We start from the raw sequence: 20,365 nt of genomic DNA on the forward strand, positions 1-20,365 counted from the left end.
CCCGCCACCTTTTGTTGTGTTTGTTCGGGCGAGTGTGGCGGGCAGCCGTTACGAACGACTTAAATCAAATGCAACCGTCGCGGCAAAATTCGGCGCAAGGCTAACAAATGGTTTCGGAGCGGGTCCGTCAGGCGTGCAGAAGCGCTGGCGTTAAATCGCCATAACCGGTGAAACGATATTCATAGGCGAGCCCCAGTGTTTTGGCGGCGGCCTTTGCCTTGTCCTGCAGTTTTTCATCCTCCACCTGCGAGAGGTAGATAAGCTTCTTGTAATGGCCAAAATACATGTCGCGCAGTTCCGGATGGCGGTCGAGGCCGAGCGGTTCGACGACGAAGGCCTCGAATTGGCGGGCGAGAAAATCCGTCAGGAAAAACGACGTGAAATCGTCGTCCCATCCGGCTTCAAAAGCGGCATTACCGGCGAAGAAGGAAAAACAGTGCGGGCCGGCAATGCGCTCGACCTTTTCTTCTTCGCAGAGCCTGTCCAGCAGGCCACCGGTGCCGCAATCCGCATAGGCAACGAAGATGCGCTCGAAGCCTTCGGCGCGGGCTTTGTCGATAGCGATCTTGATGCCGGGCGTGATCTTGTCGGGGGTATTGTGCCAGATGGCGGGAAGACAGGTTAAGTCGACATGATCGAGCTTGTTGGCCTCGCAAACGGCAAGGATTTCACGCGCAATCGCGCCGCAACCGATGACGTGAACTTTTTCCGCTTTCATGCGTTCCATAGCCGAAGATCTTTCTTCCACGTCCATTCACCTGTCACCAGTCTCAAGGAACCCCGTCATGACAGCAAAGACAATCGCCACCATCGGTCTCGTGCTCTTCTCGATCACTACGCTCGCGTCTTGCGGCAACACCATTCGTGGCATGGGCCAGGATACGGCCAATACGGTGAATGCGACACAGGATGCCGGCCGCAAGGTCGAGCGCGCCGCCAACTAAGCGTCTCGTCCCAATATAACAAAACCGGCCGCACTTTTCATCAGCGCGGCCGGTTTTGTGTGTTCAAACGGATGTGATCAAGCGCCAGCCAGCTGGTTGTGCTTGCGCTTCATGAATTCCTTGGCGGTTTCGACTGCGACTGCGGCGTCGCGGCAATAGGCGTCTGCACCGACGGCCCTGCCGAATTCCTCGTTCAACGGTGCGCCCCCCACCAGAACAACGTAATCGTCGCGCATGCCTTTTTCCTTCATCGTATCGATCACGACTTTCATATAGGGCATGGTCGTGGTCAGAAGGGCGGACATGCCGAGAATATCCGGCTTTTCGCGCTCGATGGCATCGAGATAGTTTTCGACCGGGTTGTTGATACCAAGGTCGACAACGTCGAAGCCGGCGCCTTCCATCATCATGCCGACCAGATTCTTGCCGATGTCGTGGATGTCGCCCTTGACGGTGCCGATGACCACTTTGCCCTGCTTTGGCGCGCCGGTGGCGGCGAGCAGCGGGCGCAGGATGAACATGCCGGCCTTCATGGCGTTGGCAGACAACAGAACTTCGGGAACGAACAGGATGCCGTCGCGGAAATCGACGCCGACGATGCGCATCCCTTCGACCAGTGCCTGGGTAAGCACGTCATAGGGCACCCAGCCGCGCTTCAAAAGGATATTGGTCGCATCCTCGATTTCTTCCTTCAGGCCGTCATAGAGGTCGTCATGCATCTGCTGCACGAGTTCGTCGTCGGAAAGATCCTCGAGAATGATTTCGTCGTCTGCCATGATGGTTTTCCTCGGTTCCTGGCGCTGTCAGGCTCAAACCTCCCCGACGCAATTACTATACTTAGCTTTGTTGGTTCCAAAAGCTCTTTTCGAAAGCGACGTCGCATACGATGAAAAACGACGGCGGCCTCGTGTCGGCAGCATTTCTACCGGGTTGATCCTAACAAAAACAACATATTGTCCGCATCCGGCGGAAGAAAATATGTTATCCGGAATGTCGATTGAACTGCCGTGAAGGCGCTGATAGCAAGCAGCCGATAGAACACGAGAGCCCGGCAAGCTCCGATCGTGTCCGAGTTGCGCCACTCGTTGGCGCATTGAGAACCGTTCGGATTCTGCGGCTTGGTAGCATAGGCTCGACAAGTGCGCAGACAAGGCGCGGGAGAGGATAAAGAAATGGTAGATGTGACCGAGCAAACGGAAGAAACTGGCGGACGCCGTTCCCGCGGCGAGGGCCGGGGTGCCGCAGCCCGCCGTGCTTCGCGCACCGGCGGCGGCGCACCGCCATCGCTTCCCTATATCACCCGCAAGATCCGCGAGTATGAAGTTCTCGATGAGGACGGCCTGGCGCTGATCGAAGCCAATGCTGATCTTATTCTTGAAGAGATCGGCATCGAATTCCGCGACGACGAAGAGGCGCTGGCGCTGTGGAAGCAGGCCGGAGCCGATGTGCGCGGACAGCGGGTGCATTTTCCCAAGGGCCTGTGCCGCGAGCTTTTGAAGACTGCGCCCTCCACCTTCACCTGGCATGCCCGCAATCCGGAGCGCAACGTCCAGATCGGCGGCAAGGCGACGGTGTTTGCACCGGTTTACGGACCTCCCTTCGTGCGCGACCTCGAAGGCCAGCGCCGCTATGCGACGATCGAGGATTTCCGCAATTTCGTGAAGCTCGCCTATATGGCCCCGTCGATGCATTCGTCAGGCGGCACCGTCTGCGAGCCGGTCGATATCCCGGTCAATAAACGCCATCTCGATATGGTCTACAGCCATATCAAATATTCCGACAAGCCGTTCATGGGCTCGGTGACGGCGCCGGAACGCGCCGAAGACACGATCGCCATGGCTAAGCTGGTGTTCGGCGATGATTTCGTCGAAAACAATTGCGTCACGCTGAACCTGATCAACGCCAACTCGCCGATGGTATTCGACGAGACCATGGTTGGCGCCCTGAAGGTCTATGCCCGGCACAATCAGGCCTGTGTCGTGTCGCCGTTCATTCTTTCCGGCGCGATGAGCCCGGTGACGGTAGCGGGAACGTTGACGCAGATTCTGGCCGAAGTGCTCGCCGGTGCTGCATTCACACAGCTGATACGGCCCGGTGCGCCGGTTCTGTTCGGTACGTTCGCGGCGTCGATCTCGATGCAATCGGGTGCTCCGACTTTCGGTACACCTGAGCCGTCGCTGGTTTCTTATGGCGCCGCCCAGCTTGCTCGCCGTCTCGGCCTGCCGTTCCGTACGGGTGGCTCACTCTGCGGATCGAAGGTTCCGGATGCGCAAGCGGCCCACGAATCGGCCAATACGCTGAACATGACGCTGCTGGCCGGTACCAACTTCGTTCTACACGCCGCCGGCTGGCTCGAAGGCGGGCTGGTGTCGTCCTACGAAAAGTTCATGATCGATCAGGATCAGCTCGGCATGATGCAGAAGATGGCCGAAGGTGTGGATCTTTCCGAAAACGCGCAGGCGCTCGATGCCATTCGTGAAGTCGGCCCCGGCAGCCACTATCTCGGCTGCGCCCATACCCAGGCCAATTTCCAGACGGCGTTCTACCGCTCGGCGCTTGCCGACAACAATTCCTTCGAACAATGGGAAATAGAAGGCGAGAAGCGCGTCGAGCAGCGTGCCAACGCGCTCGCCCGCAGCTGGCTGGAACATTATGAGCGTCCGCCGCTCGATGCCGCGATCGACGAAGCCCTTCTCGACTATATCGCCAAGAAGAAGGATTCGATGCCCGACGCCTTCACTTGAAAAGAGCCCGAACAAGCCAGGGAGCAAGGCGGAGCGGCGCAAGTGGCAGATTTCATTCAGAAAGATGTCTGGCGCCCACATTACGACAGGCAGGGACCGAAACCGAAATGACCGGTCCCGTGACATCCAACGATGTTTTGAGTGAACTCCGTGCAGCGCTTGCGCCGCACGGAGTTTTTTTACGCGGTGTGGTTGGCTTTGCCGACGGCGAAACGGCGCCGGTCTTGAACGGCGGGCAGGCGGCGCGCAGTGTCGTTTTGCTGGGAAATGCCGGTGGTTCAATCTGGCCGGCGTTTGAAAACTGGCGTGACAGCGCGCCTGACCGCGGCGGTGAAAATCCGCTCGATGCGTGGTCGAAGACCGTGATCGAACCGGTGGCCCAGGATCTTGGCGCCACGGCCTATTTCCCGTCCGATCCCCCTTGGCAGCCGTTCCAGCAATGGGCGATGCGGGCGGAGGGCTTGAAGGCTTCGCCGCTCGGCATTCTTATCCATCCACACTATGGCCTCTGGCATGGATATCGTGGAGCGCTGGGTTTCGCGCAGGCTCTGCCACCAATAACGAACTCCATTCAACGCCATCCCTGCGACCACTGTCCCGATAAGCCGTGCCTGTCCAGCTGTCCGGCGCAGGCTGTGCTGTCATCCGGATTTCAGGTGATGCCGTGTCGAGCACACCTGAAAACCAGGGAGGGGCGGGCGGGCTGCATGGCCGCAGGATGTCTGGCCCGAAATGCCTGTCCGGTCGGAACCGGATATCGCTATACGGTGGAACAACTGCATTTTCATATGGCTGCCCTGAATTTATAAAGCGCCTGCCTCCATTTTGCTGTTGTCGCGCGACAGGGTCGGGCGGGTATAAAATGAGGTGGGTATGTTTCGTTCTTTAAGCATCGGGTTGGCCATGACCGCATCTATTCTTTCCACCGGGGAAGCCGAGGCTGCCTGCCGTAAGGTGATGCACCTGACGCAAAGTTATGCAGTTTGCAGCTTTGACCCCGCTGTCAGCGATATCCGTATCCTTCATCGCGGCCGCGATGGCCGGCCTTATTCAGGCTTTGAGCCGCTCTTGAAGGACCTGCGGCAAGAGGGCGAATATCTGGAATTCGCCATGAATGGCGGCATGTACGAGCGCGATCTGTCATCGGTCGGATTGTTGGTCACCGATGGTATCGAGCGCAAGGCGATCGACCAGGGGCATAGTTGGGGCAATTTTTACCTGAAGCCCAATGGCGTATTCTTCCTGCAAGGCGGCCGTGCCGGCGTTCTGGAAACCGAGGCCTATATCGATGCGGCGATCAAACCGGATTTTGCGACCCAATCCGGGCCAATGCTGGTGATCGATGGGGAATTGCACCCAGCCTTCCTGCCGCAAAGCGACAGCCTGCAGATCCGTAACGGCGCTGGCGTTGATCAGAACGGCACGGCTGTTTTTGCGATTTCGCTGGAGCCGGTGCGCTTCCATGATTTCGCGACACTGTTTCGCGATCGGCTAGGCTGCGCCAATGCGCTGTTCCTCGATGGATCAATCTCCAGCCTGTTTGCGCCGGCGCTCGGGCGCTATGACAACACCCATCCGATGGGGCCGATCATTGCGGTGACGCGGAAAATGCCGGGATCGTAAAAATAATTCCGGTCCTTACCCAAGGATCGGCCAAGGTCGAACGTCTCAGTACCAGTTGCAACAAATCCGGGCGGGTGATTTGGACGAGGATCTTATCGAACGTGCGCAGAAGGGGGATCGAAATGCCTTCGGCGTGCTCGTCGAACGGCATTATGATTTCGTCCATGCGGTTGCGTGGCGCTGGTCCGGAAATGCAGGCGATGCCGAAGATATCGCCCAGACGGTATGCCTGAAGCTGGGGCAGGCGATCAGGGCCTTTCGCGGTGCCAGCCGTTTCCGCACATGGCTCTATACGCTGACCCTGAATGCCGCCCGCGATCATCAACGCGGCCAGTCACGCGAAAGGCGCAACGCCGCAAATTTTCTGGCTGACCCGACCAGCACTGCGGCAAACGATAACCACGATCAGGCCGAGGCGCTTTGGGAAGCCGTGCGGCAATTGCCCGACAAGCAGGGGGATGCCGTTCTGCTTGTTTATGGCGAGGGATTGTCTCATGCGGCAGCGGCTGACGTCATGGGATGTTCCGAGACAACGGTGTCCTGGCATGTACATGAAGCCCGCAAACGGTTGAAAATCCTGCTCGGCAGGGAGACGATGTGATGAATGACGATCTGAAAAACCTTGGTCAGATGACCCCACCGGTGCCGTCCCCGGCTGCGCGCGCTCGCGCACTGTCATTGGCGATGGAAGCCTTCGACGCATCCGAAAATAATTCCGAAGCACCCCAAGGAACCACCGGTGCGCGGCGTCAAAGCTCCATATTCAACAGGCTATGGAGCCCCGTCATGAACAGGAAATTTCTCGCAGGTTCAGCACTCGCCACGCTTCTGGTGGTGCCCGCTGCCGCTTTTCTCACGCTGGAATTGACGCGGCAGGGATTGCCGGTGGCTACGAGCGAGCAGGGAGGCTTGGTGACGGATCGTAAGGAAAGATCAGCAGAAGGGATCAAAGTCCCCGGGCAGCTGAAAAGTACCGCCGAAGTTCAGAGACTTCGTGAAGAGGCTGCCGGGCAAAGCTCCGGGCGCGCGCTTTCCAAGCCTTCACAAAGCCAGAGTGTGAACGCTGAAAGAAAACGGTCGAATTTTTCTGCCGACGAGGTGGCCGCGCTTCTCAACAAACGGGATCAGCAAGGCGCGGGTCAAAAATTTCTGGGTGGAGCAAAACGGACAGCGCCCACCCCGACCGCCGATGGTGGCGTTGCTGATACTGAATCCGAACTGTCGCCGCAGGCTCAACGGCAGTTCATGCCAGCTCCGGTCGTTGCGGCTGAGGCGCCGATGATGGAGATTTATTCGGAGCCGCGAATCGTCTCAAGCCAAGAAACCCATGACAGGTTCACCGCGGCCAATACTAACCCGGTCAAATCTGTTGCCACCGACCCCGTCTCCACTTTTTCGGCGGATGTCGATACCGCTTCCTATTCCTTCGTGCGCAAATCGCTGATGGCCGGGCAGATGCCGGAGCGCGACAGTGTGCGTGTCGAGGAGATGATCAACTATTTCCCCTATGACTGGCCGGGTCCGGACAGCAAGGACGCGCCGTTCAAGGCGACGGTCACCGTGCTGCCGACGCCGTGGAACGCCAATACGCGGCTGATGCATGTCGGGATCAAGGGCTATGACGTTGCTCCTGCAACAGCACCACGCGCCAACTTGGTGTTCCTGATCGATGTCTCCGGCTCCATGGATGAGCCGGACAAGCTGCCGCTGTTGAAAAGCGCCTTCCGTCTTCTGGTCGAGAAACTGAAGCCCGAGGACACCGTTTCCATCGTCACCTATGCCGGCAATGCCGGCACGGTGCTGGAGCCGACCGCGATCAAGGACAAGGCAAAGATCCTGTCGGCGATCGATACGTTGCAGCCGGGCGGCTCGACAGCGGGCGCGCAAGGGCTGGAAGCGGCTTACAATCTGGCGCAGCAGGCCTTCGTCAAGGGCGGCATCAACCGGATCATGCTGGCGACTGATGGCGATTTCAATGTTGGCCCATCGAGCGATGACGACCTGAAGACGATGATCGAGCAGAAGCGCAAGAGTGGTATCTTCCTGTCTGTGCTCGGCTTTGGCCGCGGCAATTACAACGATGCGCTGATGCAGACGCTGGCACAGAACGGCAATGGCACCGCTGCCTATATCGATACGCTGGCCGAAGCGCAGAAATCGCTGGTCGAGGAGGCGGGATCGTCGCTATTTCCCATCGCCAAGGATGTGAAATTCCAGGTCGAGTTCAATCCGCAGCAGATCGCAGAATACCGCCTGATCGGCTACGAGACCCGCGCCCTGAAACGCGAGGACTTCAACAATGACAGGGTCGATGCCGGTGATATCGGTTCCGGCCATCGGGTCACCGCGATCTACGAGATTACGCCGAAGGGAAGCCCTGCCGTTCTCAACGATGACCTGCGCTATGGTGCTGCCCCGGCTGAGCAGGCCGGCGTCAAGCCTTCCGGGGAGCTGGCATTCCTGAAGATCCGCTACAAGCAGCCGGATAGCGATACCAGCGCGCTCATCACTACGCCGGTAACGGAAGGCGATGCCGTGGCGACACTTGAGCAGGCTGGACAGGATGTCCGCTTCTCCGTCGCGGTCGCGGCCTTTGGCCAGAAGCTACGGGGAACGGATGCCGTTTCCACCTATCCCTATGGTTCGATCGTTGACCTAGCGTCCGGCGCAAAGGGCGAGGATGGCGACGGCTACCGGGCGGAGTTTCTCAACCTGGTACGGCTCGCCAAAAGTCTCAGCGGCGAATGATGCAGCTGTCTTGAATGGTAGCTGAACGCCCTCCGGCGAAACGGAGGGCGTTCACCGATCGGCTTCTTGAGGCAGGGTACATTGCTCGCTTATTCAGGCCTTCGGATAGGCCTTTTCCAATCCGCCCGAACGGATAAGGCCGATACGGAATGCCTGATAGGCCGCATGCTGGCCGGATTTGGCTGCTTCCATCAGACGGATTTGCAGCCGGGCAGGGGCGCTGGAACCCAGCCACTCACCAAGCTTTTCGAGTTTGAGCGAATTCAGCAGTTTTGCTGCCGAGGCAAGGTCGAGCTGACGGTAGAGACCTTCAATCAGATTTTCATCCTGCGCGGCATTTTCCATCAGCAACAGGAGATAGGCTTTTTCGCTTTCTCCGAAGTCGGCCAGCTTTTCGGCAACAGAATCGCGGGCGGGAAACGGGGCGGGTGTACCGTTCATCTCTGGGCTTTCTTTTGTTCACGTTATGTCAGTTTGGAGGAGGGGTATCGGTCGAGGCTGGGGCAAGACTGGATTCACTCGCAAGGCTGGCGCAGCCTTGTTGGTGCTAATGGGCGGCTATTCGAATGTTTTCCGCGGCTGCCGCCGCCGAATGGAAGTTCGAGTATTTTTGAAATGGTGACTCGTATGGCCCAGCTTTCAATCTGCATGCCAAGCAACCGGCCGTTGACGAAGTCGCTCGGCGCGATCGAGAGTGCGCTCACCTATGCCGAAAAAACCGGTGCCCGGCTGATTGTATGCGACAATTCCCGTGATCCGGAAAAACGAGCATTTCTTGAAAACCACTCGCCCAACCTGCTTTATCATTATTCGCAGAGCGAGGATGTTTCCGGGAACTGGCAGGAAGCCATGTCACTGGCCGATACGCCGTTCCTGCTGCCGATGGGCGACGACGACGAAATTCATTTCAGCGCAAGCGAAACGCCTGTCGATCTTTCGTCGCTGCCGGATGACGTTATCGGCGTTCGTCCGCAAACGCAGATCTGGACCGCGGAAAACGGGGTCTGCCAGACGGAATGCTATACGATCGATGCGTCGTCGCCGGGCGATCGGTTGCAGGAATTCACCCGTAAGGTGATGGGCAACAACAGCATTTACTACAGCATATACCGCACGAATGTGTTCGTGCCGCTGTTGCGGTTTTTCACCCAGGCGCATCCGACCAATGGTGCCTATTGCGACTGGAGCCTGTCTCTTGCGTTGATCAGCGCCGGTAAAATGATCCACGATCCATCTCTGATTTACCGGTACGATCTCGGCGTCTGGGCGACGGAGCAAGGGATTGCTGCCGCCTCCAGCGATCTCTACCAGAAGGCAGGGCTTCCGGCGGACAGCGAAAAATTTGCCGCCCTTTTGCGTTTTTTAGATGTTCACGTTTTTACGCTTCGCGGTTCTCTGGCGCTTAGTCCGGCAGAGCGTGATGAGGTGCTCCTGATGAACGGCCGCCTTGCCATGGCGGAGTTTCTGCAGAGTGTGCGGACCAATGCTGCAGATTATGATGAGGTGGTGGTCTATCTCGCCGAAATGATCGAACAGGAGCGGGATATCCAGTCGATCTTCCATCTCGCGCTGCTGATGACCGACTGCATCAAACCCGGTCTGAAAGACGGCTATATTCGTTTTTTCCAGGCCGCTGCCTTGGCTTGAAGAGTGTGGGGCCTGCAACACGCCTCGTCTGTAACAAGAAAGGCCTGAAAATCAGCTGATTTTCAGGCCCAATCTCTTGATGAAAGCGTGGAACGATCAGCCGCGACGACGGCTGCCGCGCTCGCGCGCCGGGGCAGACGGAGTTTCGTTGGCGGTCTTGTTGCGCATCGGGCCGATGCGCTCGACAATGGCTTCGACGGTCGGCCGTTCGCCCGGTACATAAGTGTCGAGCGCCACCCGCATCGCGGCCAGATGCTCGCACGACGTGCCGCAGCAGCCGCCAATGATCTTGGCGCCGGCATCGCGGGCAAGGCGCGCGTAATCTGCCATCAGCGGCGGGGTGCCGGAATAGTAGATTTCTGAACCACGGAATTCCGGAATGCCGCAATTGCCCTTGATGATGATGTTCGCCTCTGGATTGGCATCCGTCATGTCGAGCAGAGACGACAGGATGTCGGACGCGCCGACGCCGCAATTGGCGCCGGTTGCGACCGGGCCTTCGCCGATATCCTGTGCGACCCCGAACATATCCTTCGGATGCAGGCCCATCATGGTCTTGCCGGCCGTGTCGAATGATCCGGTGTAGACGTAAGGCAGCCCGACTTTGACGGCTGCTGCAGCAGCAGCACGGATTTCGTCAACGGCGGACATTGTTTCGATCCAGGCGACTTCAGCGCCGCCGGCCTTCAGGCCTTCGATCTGTTCGACGAATGCTTCGACTGCATCCTCATAGCTCATGGCGCCAAGCGGGATCAGCAATTCACCGGTCGGCCCGACCGAGCCAGCGGTGATGACCTTGCGCGGTGCCTTGTCGGCAACGGCACGGGCGATTTCGGCAGCGCGTTTGTTGAGATCGTAAACCCGATCCTGCGCCTGATGCAGTTTCAGGCGATGGCGTGTGCCGCCGAACGAATTGGTCAGGATGATGTCGGCGCCGGCATCGACGAAATCCTGGTGCAGCTTGGTGATGTTTTCCGGCTTGGCCTCGTTCCAGAGTTCAGGTGCCTCGCCCGCTTCCAGTCCCATCGCAAACAACGAGGTGCCGGTCGCACCATCGGCGAGAAGCACGCCCTTTTCGGCGAGCAGTTCGGAAAGCGGATTGGCGTGCACGGTCATGGGGAATCCTGATTTCATCGGGGTTTTGCAATCATATAAAGATATCCTTATATGATTGCAAGCGCATTGCCCGATGGTCTCAATCCGTATTGTGCCGCAGGTTACAGCGCGCTGCCATGTTCAACCCGAAAACCGCCAGTGCCAGAAGCATCCACTGCGGATCGGCGCGGTTCAAGATGAAGGATTCAAGCATGCCGTTATAGGTCATGAAGATGATGACCATCATGCAGAATTCGGAGAAGTTGCGGCTGCCGCTGCGGCGGGCCGCACGAAGATAATCGGTAAGCGGTTTTACGAAGAGAAGCAGGATCATCACCGCGCCACCAGGAATGCCGAACGTCAGCAGTGCATCGAGATACGTGTTGTGGGCCGATACGATACCGCGCACGTCCCAATCCGCTTCGAAATTGGCTTCCATGCCGCGAATGACCGGCGACTGCCAAAAGCTGGCATAGCCATGCCCAAACCAGGGATGGGCGGCGATGCTTTCCGATGCAAACTGCCAGATCGCATCACGGCCGGTGAATGTTGGATCATCCAGCACGGCTGCGGTCATTGCAAGGAGATGGGGAGAGTAGATCGTTCCGACGGTGAGGCAGGTGACGATCACCGCGAAACACAGATGCACGATGACGATTGCACCGGAACTCCGGATGGCGTTGCCACAGAGCACGATACCGATTGCCAGGGGCAGGAAGCCGATCGTCGTCTTTGAGCCGGTATGAAGAACGAAAATGACGGCAAGCAGCGTGATGGCCCACCCGCGCAAACGCGCGCCTGATCGCATGCAGTAGATGCCGAACATGGCGAGCACCGAAAACACCGGGGCCGCTACGTTCTTGTGCGAGAGATGACCGCGCCAGTAGCCAGCATGCCAGGATTCCAAGGCGGACGCCTGATGGATGGCCCTTTCGGGCAGCAAGACAAGAGCGGCGTAGTTGACGACCAGCAGCAGCAGAACCGCATTGGCACAGGCCTCGACAAAGTCTTTCTCGCTGCGCGGCAACACCAGCACGCCGGCGACGATGAGCATGGCGACGAGACTGAGCGTCACGCCGCGTGCCGACGCGGATGGGTCATAGGACTGCATGCACGAGAAATAGGCGATGGCAAAGATGATCAGCCAGCTGGGGGAAAGCAGCTTCAGCAATGTGCGGGGATCAACGGAGGCCAGCATGGAAAAGATGAACAGCCCGCCCAAGCCGAGATAGCCGACCTGGTTGACGACATTCGCTGTACTTCCGACATCGCCCTCGGCGAAGGTATCGCCCATGAAGGGATTGAGGGTGAAGATCATGATGAACAGGCCAAAGCCCGACAGCAATGTCGTTGCAGCCCGCATCATCGTCGCAGCCCCTTCGGGCGCCCGCTGCGGTATGATTATTTTGGCATCTGCGTTGCGCAAGGCGGTTGTCCGTGACTGACGGCGAAGACGATGGCGACTGTTGCCACCCATCCATCTTCAGGTGCCGTCAGTGCCCGGCAACGCGACGCGCGTGCGCGAAAGCGGTTTGGGCTGCCTTATCGCACAGTGCCTTCACATGGTTAAATCGGGGTAAAGATCGTTTTTCGCCGTCAAAGGCGTGTTGACGCTGGTGATGATCATTCTGGTGGTCGCCACCGCGTTGCTGGTTCATTGAACGAAAAGCCTGGCATTCGCCGTCGAAGGCAATTGCAGGCAGATGGGGGAGCGAGCCCCGCAGGGAAGGCCTGGGACAGGCCGGCTTTCCCGCCCTGTCCTCCTGAGGCAAGTAGTTTCAGGCTGCTTGCAATTCATGGCCGATCGGCGTCACCATGGCCGAAATGATCGTGCGAAGATCGAGCGATCCGACTGGCCGGCCATTGGCATCGACGACATGGGCAACGTTCTGGTTGGCTAGCGTCATCATGCGAGCAGCACTTTCAAGCACGGTTCCGATCGTCACCGGCACGCCCTCCGGATTTCCGGAGAGCGGTTTCATGATCGTTTCGACATTGATGACGCGGCCACGGTTCACTTCCTTGACGAAGGCGGTGATGTATTCGTCGGCCGGTTTCAGAACGATATCCTGTCCCGTTCCCTGCTGGATCACCTTGCCGTCGCGCAAGATGGCGATCTTGTCGCCGAGCCGAAGGGCCTCGTCGAGATCGTGGGTGATGAACACCACGGTCTTCTTCAGTTCCTTCTGCAGGTCGAGCAAAACCGTCTGCATATCGACGCGGATGAGCGGATCAAGCGCCGAATAAGCCTCGTCCATCAGGAGGATGTCAGCATCGTTGGTCAGCGCCCGGGCGAGGCCGACACGCTGCTGCATGCCGCCCGAAAGCTGGTTCGGATAGTGGTTCTCGAACCCCTTGAGGCCAACGCGTTCAATCCAGCCCTGCGCCCGTTTGCGGCTTTCAACCATCGGAACGCCCTGAATTTCCAGGCCGTAGACGGTGTTTTCGATGATTGTGCGATGCGGCAGCAGCGCAAATTTCTGGAACACCATCGCTGTCTTGTGGCGCCGAAATTCGCGCAGGTCGTTTTCGTTCATCTTGCAGACATCGACGCCATCATAGAGCACTTCGCCGGCCGTCGGATCAATCAGGCGGTTGATGTGGCGGATCAGCGTCGATTTACCCGAGCCTGATAGGCCCATGACCACCATGACGCCGCCGGCGGGCATGGAGATGTTGATGTCCTGCAGGCCGAGAACATGGCCATGCTTTTCATTGAGTTCGTTTTTGCCAAGTCCGGCCTTGACCTGATCGACATAATCGCGGCCGCGTGGTCCGAAGATTTTGTAGAGGTTCTTGACCTCGATTGCATGACTAGCCATGGATCACCTCCGAATGCTTCTGCAGCCGCTTGCCATAGGCCTGGCTGGTCCGGTCAAAAATGATGGCGATCGCAACGAGCGCGAAACCATTGAAGAAGCCGACGGTGAAGAACTGATTGTTGATGGCCTGCAGAACGTTGCGGCCGAGGCCGCCGACGCCGACCATCGATGCGACCACGACCATGGCGAGCGACATCATGATGGTCTGGTTGATGCCGGCCATGATGGTCGGCAGCGCCAGTGGCATCTGGACGTTCTTCAGCCGCTGCCAGGGCGATGAGCCGAACGCGTCTGCTGCTTCCAGAACTTCCTTGTCGACCAGCCGTATGCCGAGATTGGTCAGGCGGATCATCGGCGGCACGGCATAGATGACGACGGCGATCAGGCCGGGAACCTTGCCGATGCCGAAGATCATCACCACAGGGATCAGATAGACGAAGCTCGGCATCGTCTGCATGACGTCGAGGATCGGATTGATGATCGATTGGGCGCGCTCGGAGCGGGCCATCAAGATACCGATCGGAAGGCCGACGATGATGGCGATGAACGTACAGACAGTGACCATGGCGAGCGTCACCATGGTGTCGTTCCATAGACCGACCAATCCGATCAAAAGCATGGAAACGATTGTGCCAAGAGTGACGCGGATATCGCGGCTGCCGTAATAGACGATCGCGACCATCACGGCCAGGATGATGACCCATGGCGAACTGACGAAGAGCTTTTCGAGATAGTTCAAAAACCATTGAAGCGGTTGGACGAGAGCATCGATGATATTGACATACTCGCGCACGAGGGCCTTGAAGCCATCATCGACGCTTTTTCGAGCCATTCGTATCGTCGTATCGTCGATTGCCGGAAATTTACAAAGCAGATCTGGCAAGTAACTGCATATTGCCATGTTGTTCCCCTTTAAACCGGAAGTTTTATAGTGCCGGCTGCGTCGTCGATGCCTGTTTCAGGCTTGTGCGCAGACTTGGGTGGTTTCTTTCCGAACCCCGGCATGTCGAAAATGTGACAGCTTTTCGTCACAAGCGACTATGCCGTTTGCGACGATTTTCGTTTTCATATCCATATCTGGTGGAAATACCGGCGGCATCTCGGGTCGCCGGTATCGAGGTCTCCTGTCTTCCGGCGCTATGGCAAGGTGCCGTGTTATCGGCCGAAAGCCGGCAGCGAAGTCTGCTCCGCTGCCGCTAAGGCAATCCCTTAGAGGGCTGCCTTGACCTTTTCGGCAACATCCGGTGCGACCCACTTGGTCCACATGTCCGGATAGGTTTCGAGGAAGTACTTGGCTGCGTCTTCGTTCGTGCCCTGATTGTCGGTCATCCAGGCGAGAACTTTGTTGACGGTGCCGTTGTCCCACTGACGGACCTTGACGTAGTCCATGGCGACACCAGCCTTCTCGGAGAAGGCCTTTGTGACGACCGTGTAGACGTCCGAGGTCGGGTAGGAGTTTACCTTCGGATCCGCGCAATCCGGAACCGCGGTGCAGGCATCCCAGTCTGCTTTGTTGTGCTCGACGCCGAAGCTCAGGCGGGTCATCTGGTACTTGCCTAGGATGGCTGTTGGGGCCCAATAGTAGCCGAGCCAGCCGGACTTCTTTTCAAAGGCGTTGGAGATGGAACCGTCGAGACCGGCAGCCGAGCCAGTGTCGACCAGTTCAAAACCGGCCTTCTCAGCGCCCAGCGCCTTGTAGAGGTTTGCGGTCGAAACCTGGCAATTCCAGCCCGATGGGCAGTTGATGACGGCGGCCTTTGAAGGGTCTTCAGGTGCCGGGAACAATTCAGGGTGCTTCAGCGCGTCCTGAACGGTCTTGATGTCCGGGTGGGCGTCAGCCAGGAACTTCGGAATCCACCAGCCTTCAACGCCACCTTCGCTGAGCAGCGGTGCTGCTTCGATCAGGCGGCCTTCCTTGATCGCGGCATCGAGCGGCGTACGCACGGCATTGACCCACAATTCGGGCGCCATGTCGGGCTGGGCCTTCTCGTTCATGGAGGTAAAGGTCGGCATCGTGTCGCCGGTCACCAGTGTCACGGTGCATCCGTAGCCGTTTTCAAGAATGTACTTGTCGACGTGGGCGGCGACGCCGGCCGATGCCCAATTCATTTCTGCGATGCTGACTTCGCCGCATTCTGCGGCTTGAGCGGAACCGGCAAGCGCGTAAACGCCGGCGGCGAGGATGGTGGAAGCGAGGAGCTTCTTCATGGTTAAGACCTCCCAGTCTTAATGCAGCCAAAATCTTGGGGTCCATCGGGATACTGCATCTCCCGGAAACCCAATCGTTCAGGTTGAAGCAGATCGGGGGGCTCTTGTGGCAAGGCCAATCTTTCATCCCCGCTGCGACGGCGTTGGAGTTTTGTTGTCTGGCCGCGGAACTCTGTCGACAGCCATCTCTCTTTTTACCGTTGGGGGCAGCGTAAGTATTCCACAGGAGAAATCAACCTCCGGAATCGTTTTAGGCCGAGCGCGCGGCGTTTGCGGGGCCCCAGAAGGTGCGCGCAAGCTGTTGAATTTTAATGAGCCGGGCAAGATTTTTGTGCAAACGCACCGCTCTTTGGCGCAAAATTAGCACTGCTTCACACAAGAGTTGCATCGCGTGTTTTATCCCAGACAAATTGTGTTCCGTATGCGTCTTCACATTGATTTTCATCTGGCGTGAAAAAAAGTGAAAAAAAGGCGGAATTCACCTTTGGTTAAGCTCCCGCTAACCATCCGGTAACACTGTCAGGCTAATTGTTTTCCTGCGGCGGGGGATCCTTGGCCGCCCTGCCGGATCAGGTTTTGCGTCCCGGCTTGAGCGATCTCCGGGTGTATGCCGGAGCGGCCATGTGTAATTTTGGCAGACCGCACGGTTCCGGAAGGAGCGGGTGCGGTTTTCGCGTTTATGGAATGTCGCTACCCGTAGAATAGGCACAAAAAAACCGCGCGATCCGAAGGGAGGCGCGGTTCGAAGTGTCAGTCTGGGAGAAGATGTCAGCCGACGCTGCGTGTCCGGATGAAGCCGAGCGGGCCGAAGGGTGCGGACATGACCGTGTTGCGAACACGCGACTGGCTGTCGGGAACCTTCGAGTTCCAGGCGATCTGAACGAAATTGGGCTTGCTGAAGATGAACAACATCGGGGTTTGACCTTGGGTGTGGAGCGCCTTTTGCTCCGTGCTTTGATGATGCTCATATACGCTTGTTTTTGCCGAAAGCAACGAGTGTTTTTGCCACGAAATGTCGCTTTCCAGATAGTTAGGCGGGCGCGCTGAACAAGCCTTGCAGCAGCCTGAAATGTCGCGTGAAAAACACGCACCAAAGACGACGGAAATGCGGCGGAATATGGCTTTTCTTGCGGTTGCCGCGATGCTAGGTGAAGTGCCATGACAAAGACGATCATGCTCCAGGGAACCGGCTCCGATGTCGGAAAAACGGTACTCGTGGCGGGGCTCTGCCGCATCGCTGCCAACCGCGGTGTGAGGGTCGCTCCGTTCAAGCCGCAGAACATGTCGAACAATGCTGCAGTTTCAGATGACGGCGGCGAGATCGGCCGGGCACAATGGCTGCAATCGATGGCTGCCCGCATTCCATCGTCGGTGCATATGAACCCGGTTCTCTTGAAACCCCAGTCGGAGACCGGCAGCCAGATTATCGTGCAGGGCAAGGTGGCAGGGCAGGCGAGAGGGCGCGATTATCAAGCTTTGAAACCGAAGCTGATGGGCGCCGTTATGGAAAGCTTCGAAACGATCCGCTCAGGCGTCGATCTGATTGTCGTCGAAGGAGCCGGGTCGCCAGCCGAAATCAACCTGCGGGCGGGCGATATCGCCAATATGGGGTTTGCCACCCGCGCCAACGTCCCGGTCGTTCTGGTCGGCGATATCGACCGAGGCGGCGTCATCGCCTCTTTGGTCGGTACCCACACCATTTTGTCCGGCGAAGATCGCGCCATGATCAGCGGTTATATCATCAACAAGTTCCGCGGAGACGTGTCGCTGTTTGACGATGGCATCGCGGCCGTCGACGGTTTCACCGGCTGGTCCTGTTTCGGCGTCGTGCCGTGGTTGAGAAGTGCCGCCCGATTGCCGGCCGAAGATTCCGTCGTTCTGGAAAAGCTGGCGCGCGGGACCGGCAGAGCTTTGAAGGTCGCCGTGCCGGTTCTGTCGCGCATTGCCAATTTCGACGATTTCGATCCGCTGGCGGCCGAACCGGAGGTCGATCTCATCTTCGTGCGGCCGGGCGAGAGCCTTCCTGCCGATGCCGGTCTGGTCGTCATTCCGGGGTCGAAGGCGACGATTGCCGATCTCGCCGATTTTCGCGCCCAGGGATGGGATCGTGATCTGCAGGCACATGTGCGGCGTGGCGGCCGTGTCATCGGCATTTGCGGCGGTTATCAGATGCTCGGAGACCGGGTCACCGATCCGCATGGCATAGAAGGCAATACCGCCGAAATCCGCGGGCTTGGCCTTCTGGCGGTCGAGACGGAGATGGCGCCGGAAAAAACGGTGCGCAACAGCAGTGCCCGCTCGGCGGTTTACGATGTTGCGCTGGAAGGTTACGAAATCCACCTCGGCCGGACGACCGGCGCGGACTGTGCTCGCCCCTCGGTGATCATTGACGGCCGGCCGGATGGGGCGGTGTCAGCTGATGGCATGATCAGCGGAACCTATCTGCATGGGCTGTTTAGCAGCGACGCTTTTCGCGCGGCCCTTCTGAAAAGCTTCGGCATCGAGGGCGGCGGCGAAAACTACCGGCTATCGGTTGACCGTGCGCTCGACGACGTTGCGGCGGAGCTGGAAGCGGTGCTGGAGCCGAGATGGCTTGATAGCCTGATGTCCTGACCAGGGCTTGGTTCAAATCTCTCCCGAAGCTTCACGGCGCCTGCGGTCCAGTTCTTCGCTGTAGCGGCGCAACGTGTGGCTTTCTGTCAGCAGGCCGACGACGCGCCGTTCGATGAGGTTGTTGACCACGGCCAGCGCATCGCTCTCCGTCGTGTCGAACAGGGCGGCCGCCTGCTTGGCATTCATATTTGGCTGCAGGAAGTCATTGGCAAGCCGGATGAAGCCGGAGAGGTCCTGTCGCTCTTCGGTGGCCTCGATGGGGCTGGCATAGATTTCGGGCACCTGAATGATGCCGGCATATTTTGCGCCATCGACGACGACGACCCGTTGCGTTGACCCCAGCGGAAAGTCGCGGCGGAAATCCTCCAGCGATGCCTGGATATCGATCGTGCGGACATCGGTGCGCATCAGACGGCCGACAGTGAGGTTTCTGATCCAGCCGACATCATGGGCGCTGCGGATACTTTCGCCGCGCAGGTGGAAGCGCCATGTGGCGAACGAGTAGCCGAAGGTGGTTCGCACGACCAGCGATGAGGTGATCACGGCTGCAAGAACGAGGACAGTGATCGGAAAGTCGCCGGTGATCTCCAGCGCCAGGAAGGTCATGGTCAGCGGACCGCCGATGACGGCGACCGCCAGCGAGCTCATGCCGACGACGGCATAGATGACCGGTGTCAGCGTCGCGTGGGCAAAGATGTAGGGCGCGGAAAAGGCAAACAGCTTGCCGAGCAGCGCGCCCATGAACAGTGACGCGAAAAACAGGCCGCCGCGAAAACCGGAGCCGATCGATACCGCCGAGGCGAGCGATTTCAGCAGGAACAGGCCGATCAGCATCGGGATTGCCGGCGAACTGGCGAGATTGAGGTGCAGGGCGCCGTGACCGGCTGAAAGCACCTGCGGAGAGACGAGCGCCAAAAGGCCGACGACGATGCCACCGAGCGCGGGGCGTATGGGAGCGGGGATTGAGCTGCGGCGGGCAAGCCCCTCAATCAGCGAGACGCCCTTCATCAAAAGGATGCCCATGCCGGCGCAGAAGCAGCCGAGCAGCAGCGCCGGCAGATAGTCGGCCGGAACGACCGCGCCGAACTGGCCGACATCGATGGTGAAATCGCCAGCATAGAGCCATCGAGCGACGAGGTTGGCAACCAGGGCGGAAACGATGACGGGTGTCAGCGACACGATCGTATAGGTGCCGATGATCAGCTCGAAAGCATAGAAGGCGCCGGTCAGCGGGGCATTAAAAGCGGCAGCAATGGCACCGGCAGCGCCACAACCGACCAGGGTGCGCAGGTCCGAGCGGCGAAGCTGCAGCGAAATGCCAAGCTTGGAGGCAATGCCTGACGCAAGCTGCGTGTAACCGGCCTCAAGCCCGACGGAGGCGCCAAAACCATTGGAGATCAGGTTCTGGACTGCGACGATAATGCTGTCTGTCAGAGAAAGGCGGCCGCCGTGCAGCGCGTTTGCTTCAATCGGGTCGACCATCGGCTTCTTGCGCCACGACGCCAGCAGGATCATCACCAGGCCAAGGATGATGCCGCCGACGACCGGCGCGATCAGTACGGAAATTTCGCCCTGAAGATCGCTCGCGCTCAGGCGCTGGTCATCTGAAATTCCAAAAATCAGGCTGTGCATGCGGCTGGAGATGATGCTCATCGCCGTCACGGCGAGGCCTGACGTGATACCAACAATGACGCCCGCCACCACCAGTCCGAGTTCACTTCGCCGTGCAAAGGCCCGCATCCGCCCGATATCGAAAAGCAGCGAGAGATAGCCGAGCCGCCGCAGGTCGAGTTTCGGTATAATTTTCATCTTCATCGCCTGGCCATCCTGTCTCTGCGCCGTCCTAAAAGGCATGGCATGGGAGATCAAGTGAAGTCTTGCCGAAGCCCGACCTAACCATGGGGCGGGAGATAGTGCCGCA

Annotated in this window: 18 protein-coding genes; 8 read left to right on the top strand and 10 right to left on the bottom strand. The window is 58.6% G+C overall.

The window, feature by feature from the left end; genetic code table 11:
- Nucleotides 1-127 precede the first annotated feature (127 nt).
- Nucleotides 128-748, bottom strand: coding sequence for a DUF1638 domain-containing protein (locus R6X40_RS04045; RefSeq protein ID WP_318411140.1), 621 nt, complete (start codon nucleotides 746-748; stop codon nucleotides 128-130).
- 37 nt (nucleotides 749-785) lie between these two features.
- On the opposite strand from R6X40_RS04045, the gene R6X40_RS04050 reads away from it, so the two are divergent.
- Nucleotides 786-944: an entericidin gene (locus R6X40_RS04050; RefSeq protein WP_318411142.1), complete on the top strand. Its 159-nt coding sequence runs from the start codon at nucleotides 786-788 to the stop codon at nucleotides 942-944.
- A gap of 77 nt (nucleotides 945-1,021) precedes the next feature.
- Here R6X40_RS04050 and R6X40_RS04055 read toward each other — a convergent pair whose 3' ends face one another.
- Entirely contained in the window at nucleotides 1,022-1,720 is a 699-nt protein-coding gene (locus R6X40_RS04055) for a B12-binding domain-containing protein (protein ID WP_318411144.1), read from the bottom strand.
- A gap of 396 nt (nucleotides 1,721-2,116) precedes the next feature.
- Here R6X40_RS04055 and R6X40_RS04060 point away from each other — a divergent pair, with 396 nt between their 5' ends.
- From R6X40_RS04060 to R6X40_RS04080, 5 genes are all read left to right on the top strand, one after another.
- Nucleotides 2,117-3,688, top strand: a complete 1,572-nt coding sequence (locus R6X40_RS04060; protein WP_318411146.1) for a trimethylamine methyltransferase family protein — start codon at nucleotides 2,117-2,119, stop codon at nucleotides 3,686-3,688.
- A 107-nt stretch (nucleotides 3,689-3,795) separates the two neighbouring features.
- Nucleotides 3,796-4,497, top strand: coding sequence for a ferredoxin (locus R6X40_RS04065; RefSeq protein WP_318411147.1), 702 nt, complete (start codon nucleotides 3,796-3,798; stop codon nucleotides 4,495-4,497).
- Between the two features lie 94 nt (nucleotides 4,498-4,591).
- Nucleotides 4,592-5,311 (top strand): phosphodiester glycosidase family protein, encoded by a 720-nt coding sequence (locus R6X40_RS04070; RefSeq protein ID WP_412178313.1) that lies wholly within the window; start codon nucleotides 4,592-4,594, stop codon nucleotides 5,309-5,311.
- Nucleotides 5,312-5,390: 79 nt separating this feature from the next.
- Nucleotides 5,391-5,912, top strand: a complete 522-nt coding sequence (locus R6X40_RS04075) for an RNA polymerase sigma factor (RefSeq protein ID WP_318411151.1) — start codon at nucleotides 5,391-5,393, stop codon at nucleotides 5,910-5,912.
- The gene (locus R6X40_RS04080) at nucleotides 5,912-8,059 is read left to right on the top strand and encodes a VWA domain-containing protein (RefSeq protein WP_318411153.1); all 2,148 of its coding nucleotides are present in this window, start codon (nucleotides 5,912-5,914) and stop codon (nucleotides 8,057-8,059) included. Before R6X40_RS04075 ends, R6X40_RS04080 begins: the two co-directional genes overlap by 1 nt.
- A 93-nt stretch (nucleotides 8,060-8,152) precedes the next feature.
- Here the strand turns inward: R6X40_RS04080 and R6X40_RS04085 are convergent, their stop codons facing one another.
- Nucleotides 8,153-8,500: a hypothetical protein gene (locus R6X40_RS04085; RefSeq protein WP_318411155.1), complete on the bottom strand. Its 348-nt coding sequence runs from the start codon at nucleotides 8,498-8,500 to the stop codon at nucleotides 8,153-8,155.
- A 186-nt stretch (nucleotides 8,501-8,686) separates the two neighbouring features.
- Here R6X40_RS04085 and R6X40_RS04090 point away from each other — a divergent pair, with 186 nt between their 5' ends.
- Nucleotides 8,687-9,706, top strand: a complete 1,020-nt coding sequence (locus R6X40_RS04090; protein ID WP_318411157.1) for a hypothetical protein — start codon at nucleotides 8,687-8,689, stop codon at nucleotides 9,704-9,706.
- Nucleotides 9,707-9,802: 96 nt separating this feature from the next.
- On the opposite strand, the gene bmt is transcribed toward R6X40_RS04090, so the two are convergent.
- From bmt to R6X40_RS04120, 6 genes are all read right to left on the bottom strand, one after another.
- Nucleotides 9,803-10,822, bottom strand: a complete 1,020-nt coding sequence (gene bmt, locus R6X40_RS04095; protein WP_318411159.1) for a betaine--homocysteine S-methyltransferase — start codon at nucleotides 10,820-10,822, stop codon at nucleotides 9,803-9,805.
- A 79-nt stretch (nucleotides 10,823-10,901) separates the two neighbouring features.
- Nucleotides 10,902-12,227 (bottom strand): O-antigen ligase, encoded by a 1,326-nt coding sequence (locus tag R6X40_RS04100; RefSeq protein WP_318411161.1) that lies wholly within the window; start codon nucleotides 12,225-12,227, stop codon nucleotides 10,902-10,904.
- Nucleotides 12,228-12,579: 352 nt separating this feature from the next.
- Nucleotides 12,580-13,623: a glycine betaine/L-proline ABC transporter ATP-binding protein gene (locus R6X40_RS04105; protein WP_318411163.1), complete on the bottom strand. Its 1,044-nt coding sequence runs from the start codon at nucleotides 13,621-13,623 to the stop codon at nucleotides 12,580-12,582.
- Nucleotides 13,616-14,524 carry a proline/glycine betaine ABC transporter permease gene (locus R6X40_RS04110; protein ID WP_318411165.1) on the bottom strand — a complete coding sequence of 303 codons (909 nt, stop codon included), beginning with the start codon at nucleotides 14,522-14,524 and terminating at the stop codon, nucleotides 13,616-13,618. The genes R6X40_RS04105 and R6X40_RS04110 overlap by 8 nt, the downstream gene beginning before the upstream one ends.
- A gap of 308 nt (nucleotides 14,525-14,832) precedes the next feature.
- A complete protein-coding gene (locus R6X40_RS04115) occupies nucleotides 14,833-15,831 on the bottom strand; it encodes an ABC transporter substrate-binding protein (protein ID WP_318411167.1) in 999 nt (332 codons plus the stop codon).
- A 768-nt stretch (nucleotides 15,832-16,599) separates the two neighbouring features.
- Complete coding sequence (locus R6X40_RS04120) at nucleotides 16,600-16,743, bottom strand: hypothetical protein (protein ID WP_112834591.1); 144 nt, start codon at nucleotides 16,741-16,743, stop codon at nucleotides 16,600-16,602.
- A 246-nt stretch (nucleotides 16,744-16,989) separates the two neighbouring features.
- Between R6X40_RS04120 and R6X40_RS04125 the strand changes: the two genes are divergently transcribed.
- The gene (locus tag R6X40_RS04125) at nucleotides 16,990-18,444 is read left to right on the top strand and encodes a cobyric acid synthase (protein ID WP_318411171.1); all 1,455 of its coding nucleotides are present in this window, start codon (nucleotides 16,990-16,992) and stop codon (nucleotides 18,442-18,444) included.
- A 12-nt stretch (nucleotides 18,445-18,456) separates the two neighbouring features.
- Here R6X40_RS04125 and R6X40_RS04130 read toward each other — a convergent pair whose 3' ends face one another.
- Nucleotides 18,457-20,247, bottom strand: a complete 1,791-nt coding sequence (locus tag R6X40_RS04130; protein WP_318411324.1) for a chloride channel protein — start codon at nucleotides 20,245-20,247, stop codon at nucleotides 18,457-18,459.
- Nucleotides 20,248-20,365: the final 118 nt, after the last annotated feature.

It is taken from the genome of Rhizobium sp. PL01, from assembly GCF_033447125.1.
GTDB lineage: Bacteria > Pseudomonadota > Alphaproteobacteria > Rhizobiales > Rhizobiaceae > Pararhizobium.

What these genes read in the sequence shown, in the direction of transcription:
- R6X40_RS04120 (WP_112834591.1), bottom strand. Translation starts at nt 16,743, where the DNA reads ATGTTGTTCATCTTCAGCAAGCCCAATTTCGTTCAGATCGCCTGGAAC.
- R6X40_RS04080 (WP_318411153.1), top strand. Translation starts at nt 5,912, where the DNA reads ATGAATGACGATCTGAAAAACCTTGGTCAGATGACCCCACCGGTGCCG.
- R6X40_RS04070 (WP_412178313.1), top strand. Translation starts at nt 4,592, where the DNA reads ATGACCGCATCTATTCTTTCCACCGGGGAAGCCGAGGCTGCCTGCCGT.
- R6X40_RS04110 (WP_318411165.1), bottom strand. Translation starts at nt 14,524, where the DNA reads ATGGCAATATGCAGTTACTTGCCAGATCTGCTTTGTAAATTTCCGGCA.
- R6X40_RS04105 (WP_318411163.1), bottom strand. Translation starts at nt 13,623, where the DNA reads ATGGCTAGTCATGCAATCGAGGTCAAGAACCTCTACAAAATCTTCGGA.
- R6X40_RS04125 (WP_318411171.1), top strand. Translation starts at nt 16,990, where the DNA reads ATGACAAAGACGATCATGCTCCAGGGAACCGGCTCCGATGTCGGAAAA.
- R6X40_RS04090 (WP_318411157.1), top strand. Translation starts at nt 8,687, where the DNA reads ATGGCCCAGCTTTCAATCTGCATGCCAAGCAACCGGCCGTTGACGAAG.
- bmt (WP_318411159.1), bottom strand. Translation starts at nt 10,822, where the DNA reads ATGACCGTGCACGCCAATCCGCTTTCCGAACTGCTCGCCGAAAAGGGC.
- R6X40_RS04050 (WP_318411142.1), top strand. Translation starts at nt 786, where the DNA reads ATGACAGCAAAGACAATCGCCACCATCGGTCTCGTGCTCTTCTCGATC.
- R6X40_RS04060 (WP_318411146.1), top strand. Translation starts at nt 2,117, where the DNA reads ATGGTAGATGTGACCGAGCAAACGGAAGAAACTGGCGGACGCCGTTCC.
- R6X40_RS04115 (WP_318411167.1), bottom strand. Translation starts at nt 15,831, where the DNA reads ATGAAGAAGCTCCTCGCTTCCACCATCCTCGCCGCCGGCGTTTACGCG.
- R6X40_RS04055 (WP_318411144.1), bottom strand. Translation starts at nt 1,720, where the DNA reads ATGGCAGACGACGAAATCATTCTCGAGGATCTTTCCGACGACGAACTC.
- R6X40_RS04065 (WP_318411147.1), top strand. Translation starts at nt 3,796, where the DNA reads ATGACCGGTCCCGTGACATCCAACGATGTTTTGAGTGAACTCCGTGCA.
- R6X40_RS04085 (WP_318411155.1), bottom strand. Translation starts at nt 8,500, where the DNA reads ATGAACGGTACACCCGCCCCGTTTCCCGCCCGCGATTCTGTTGCCGAA.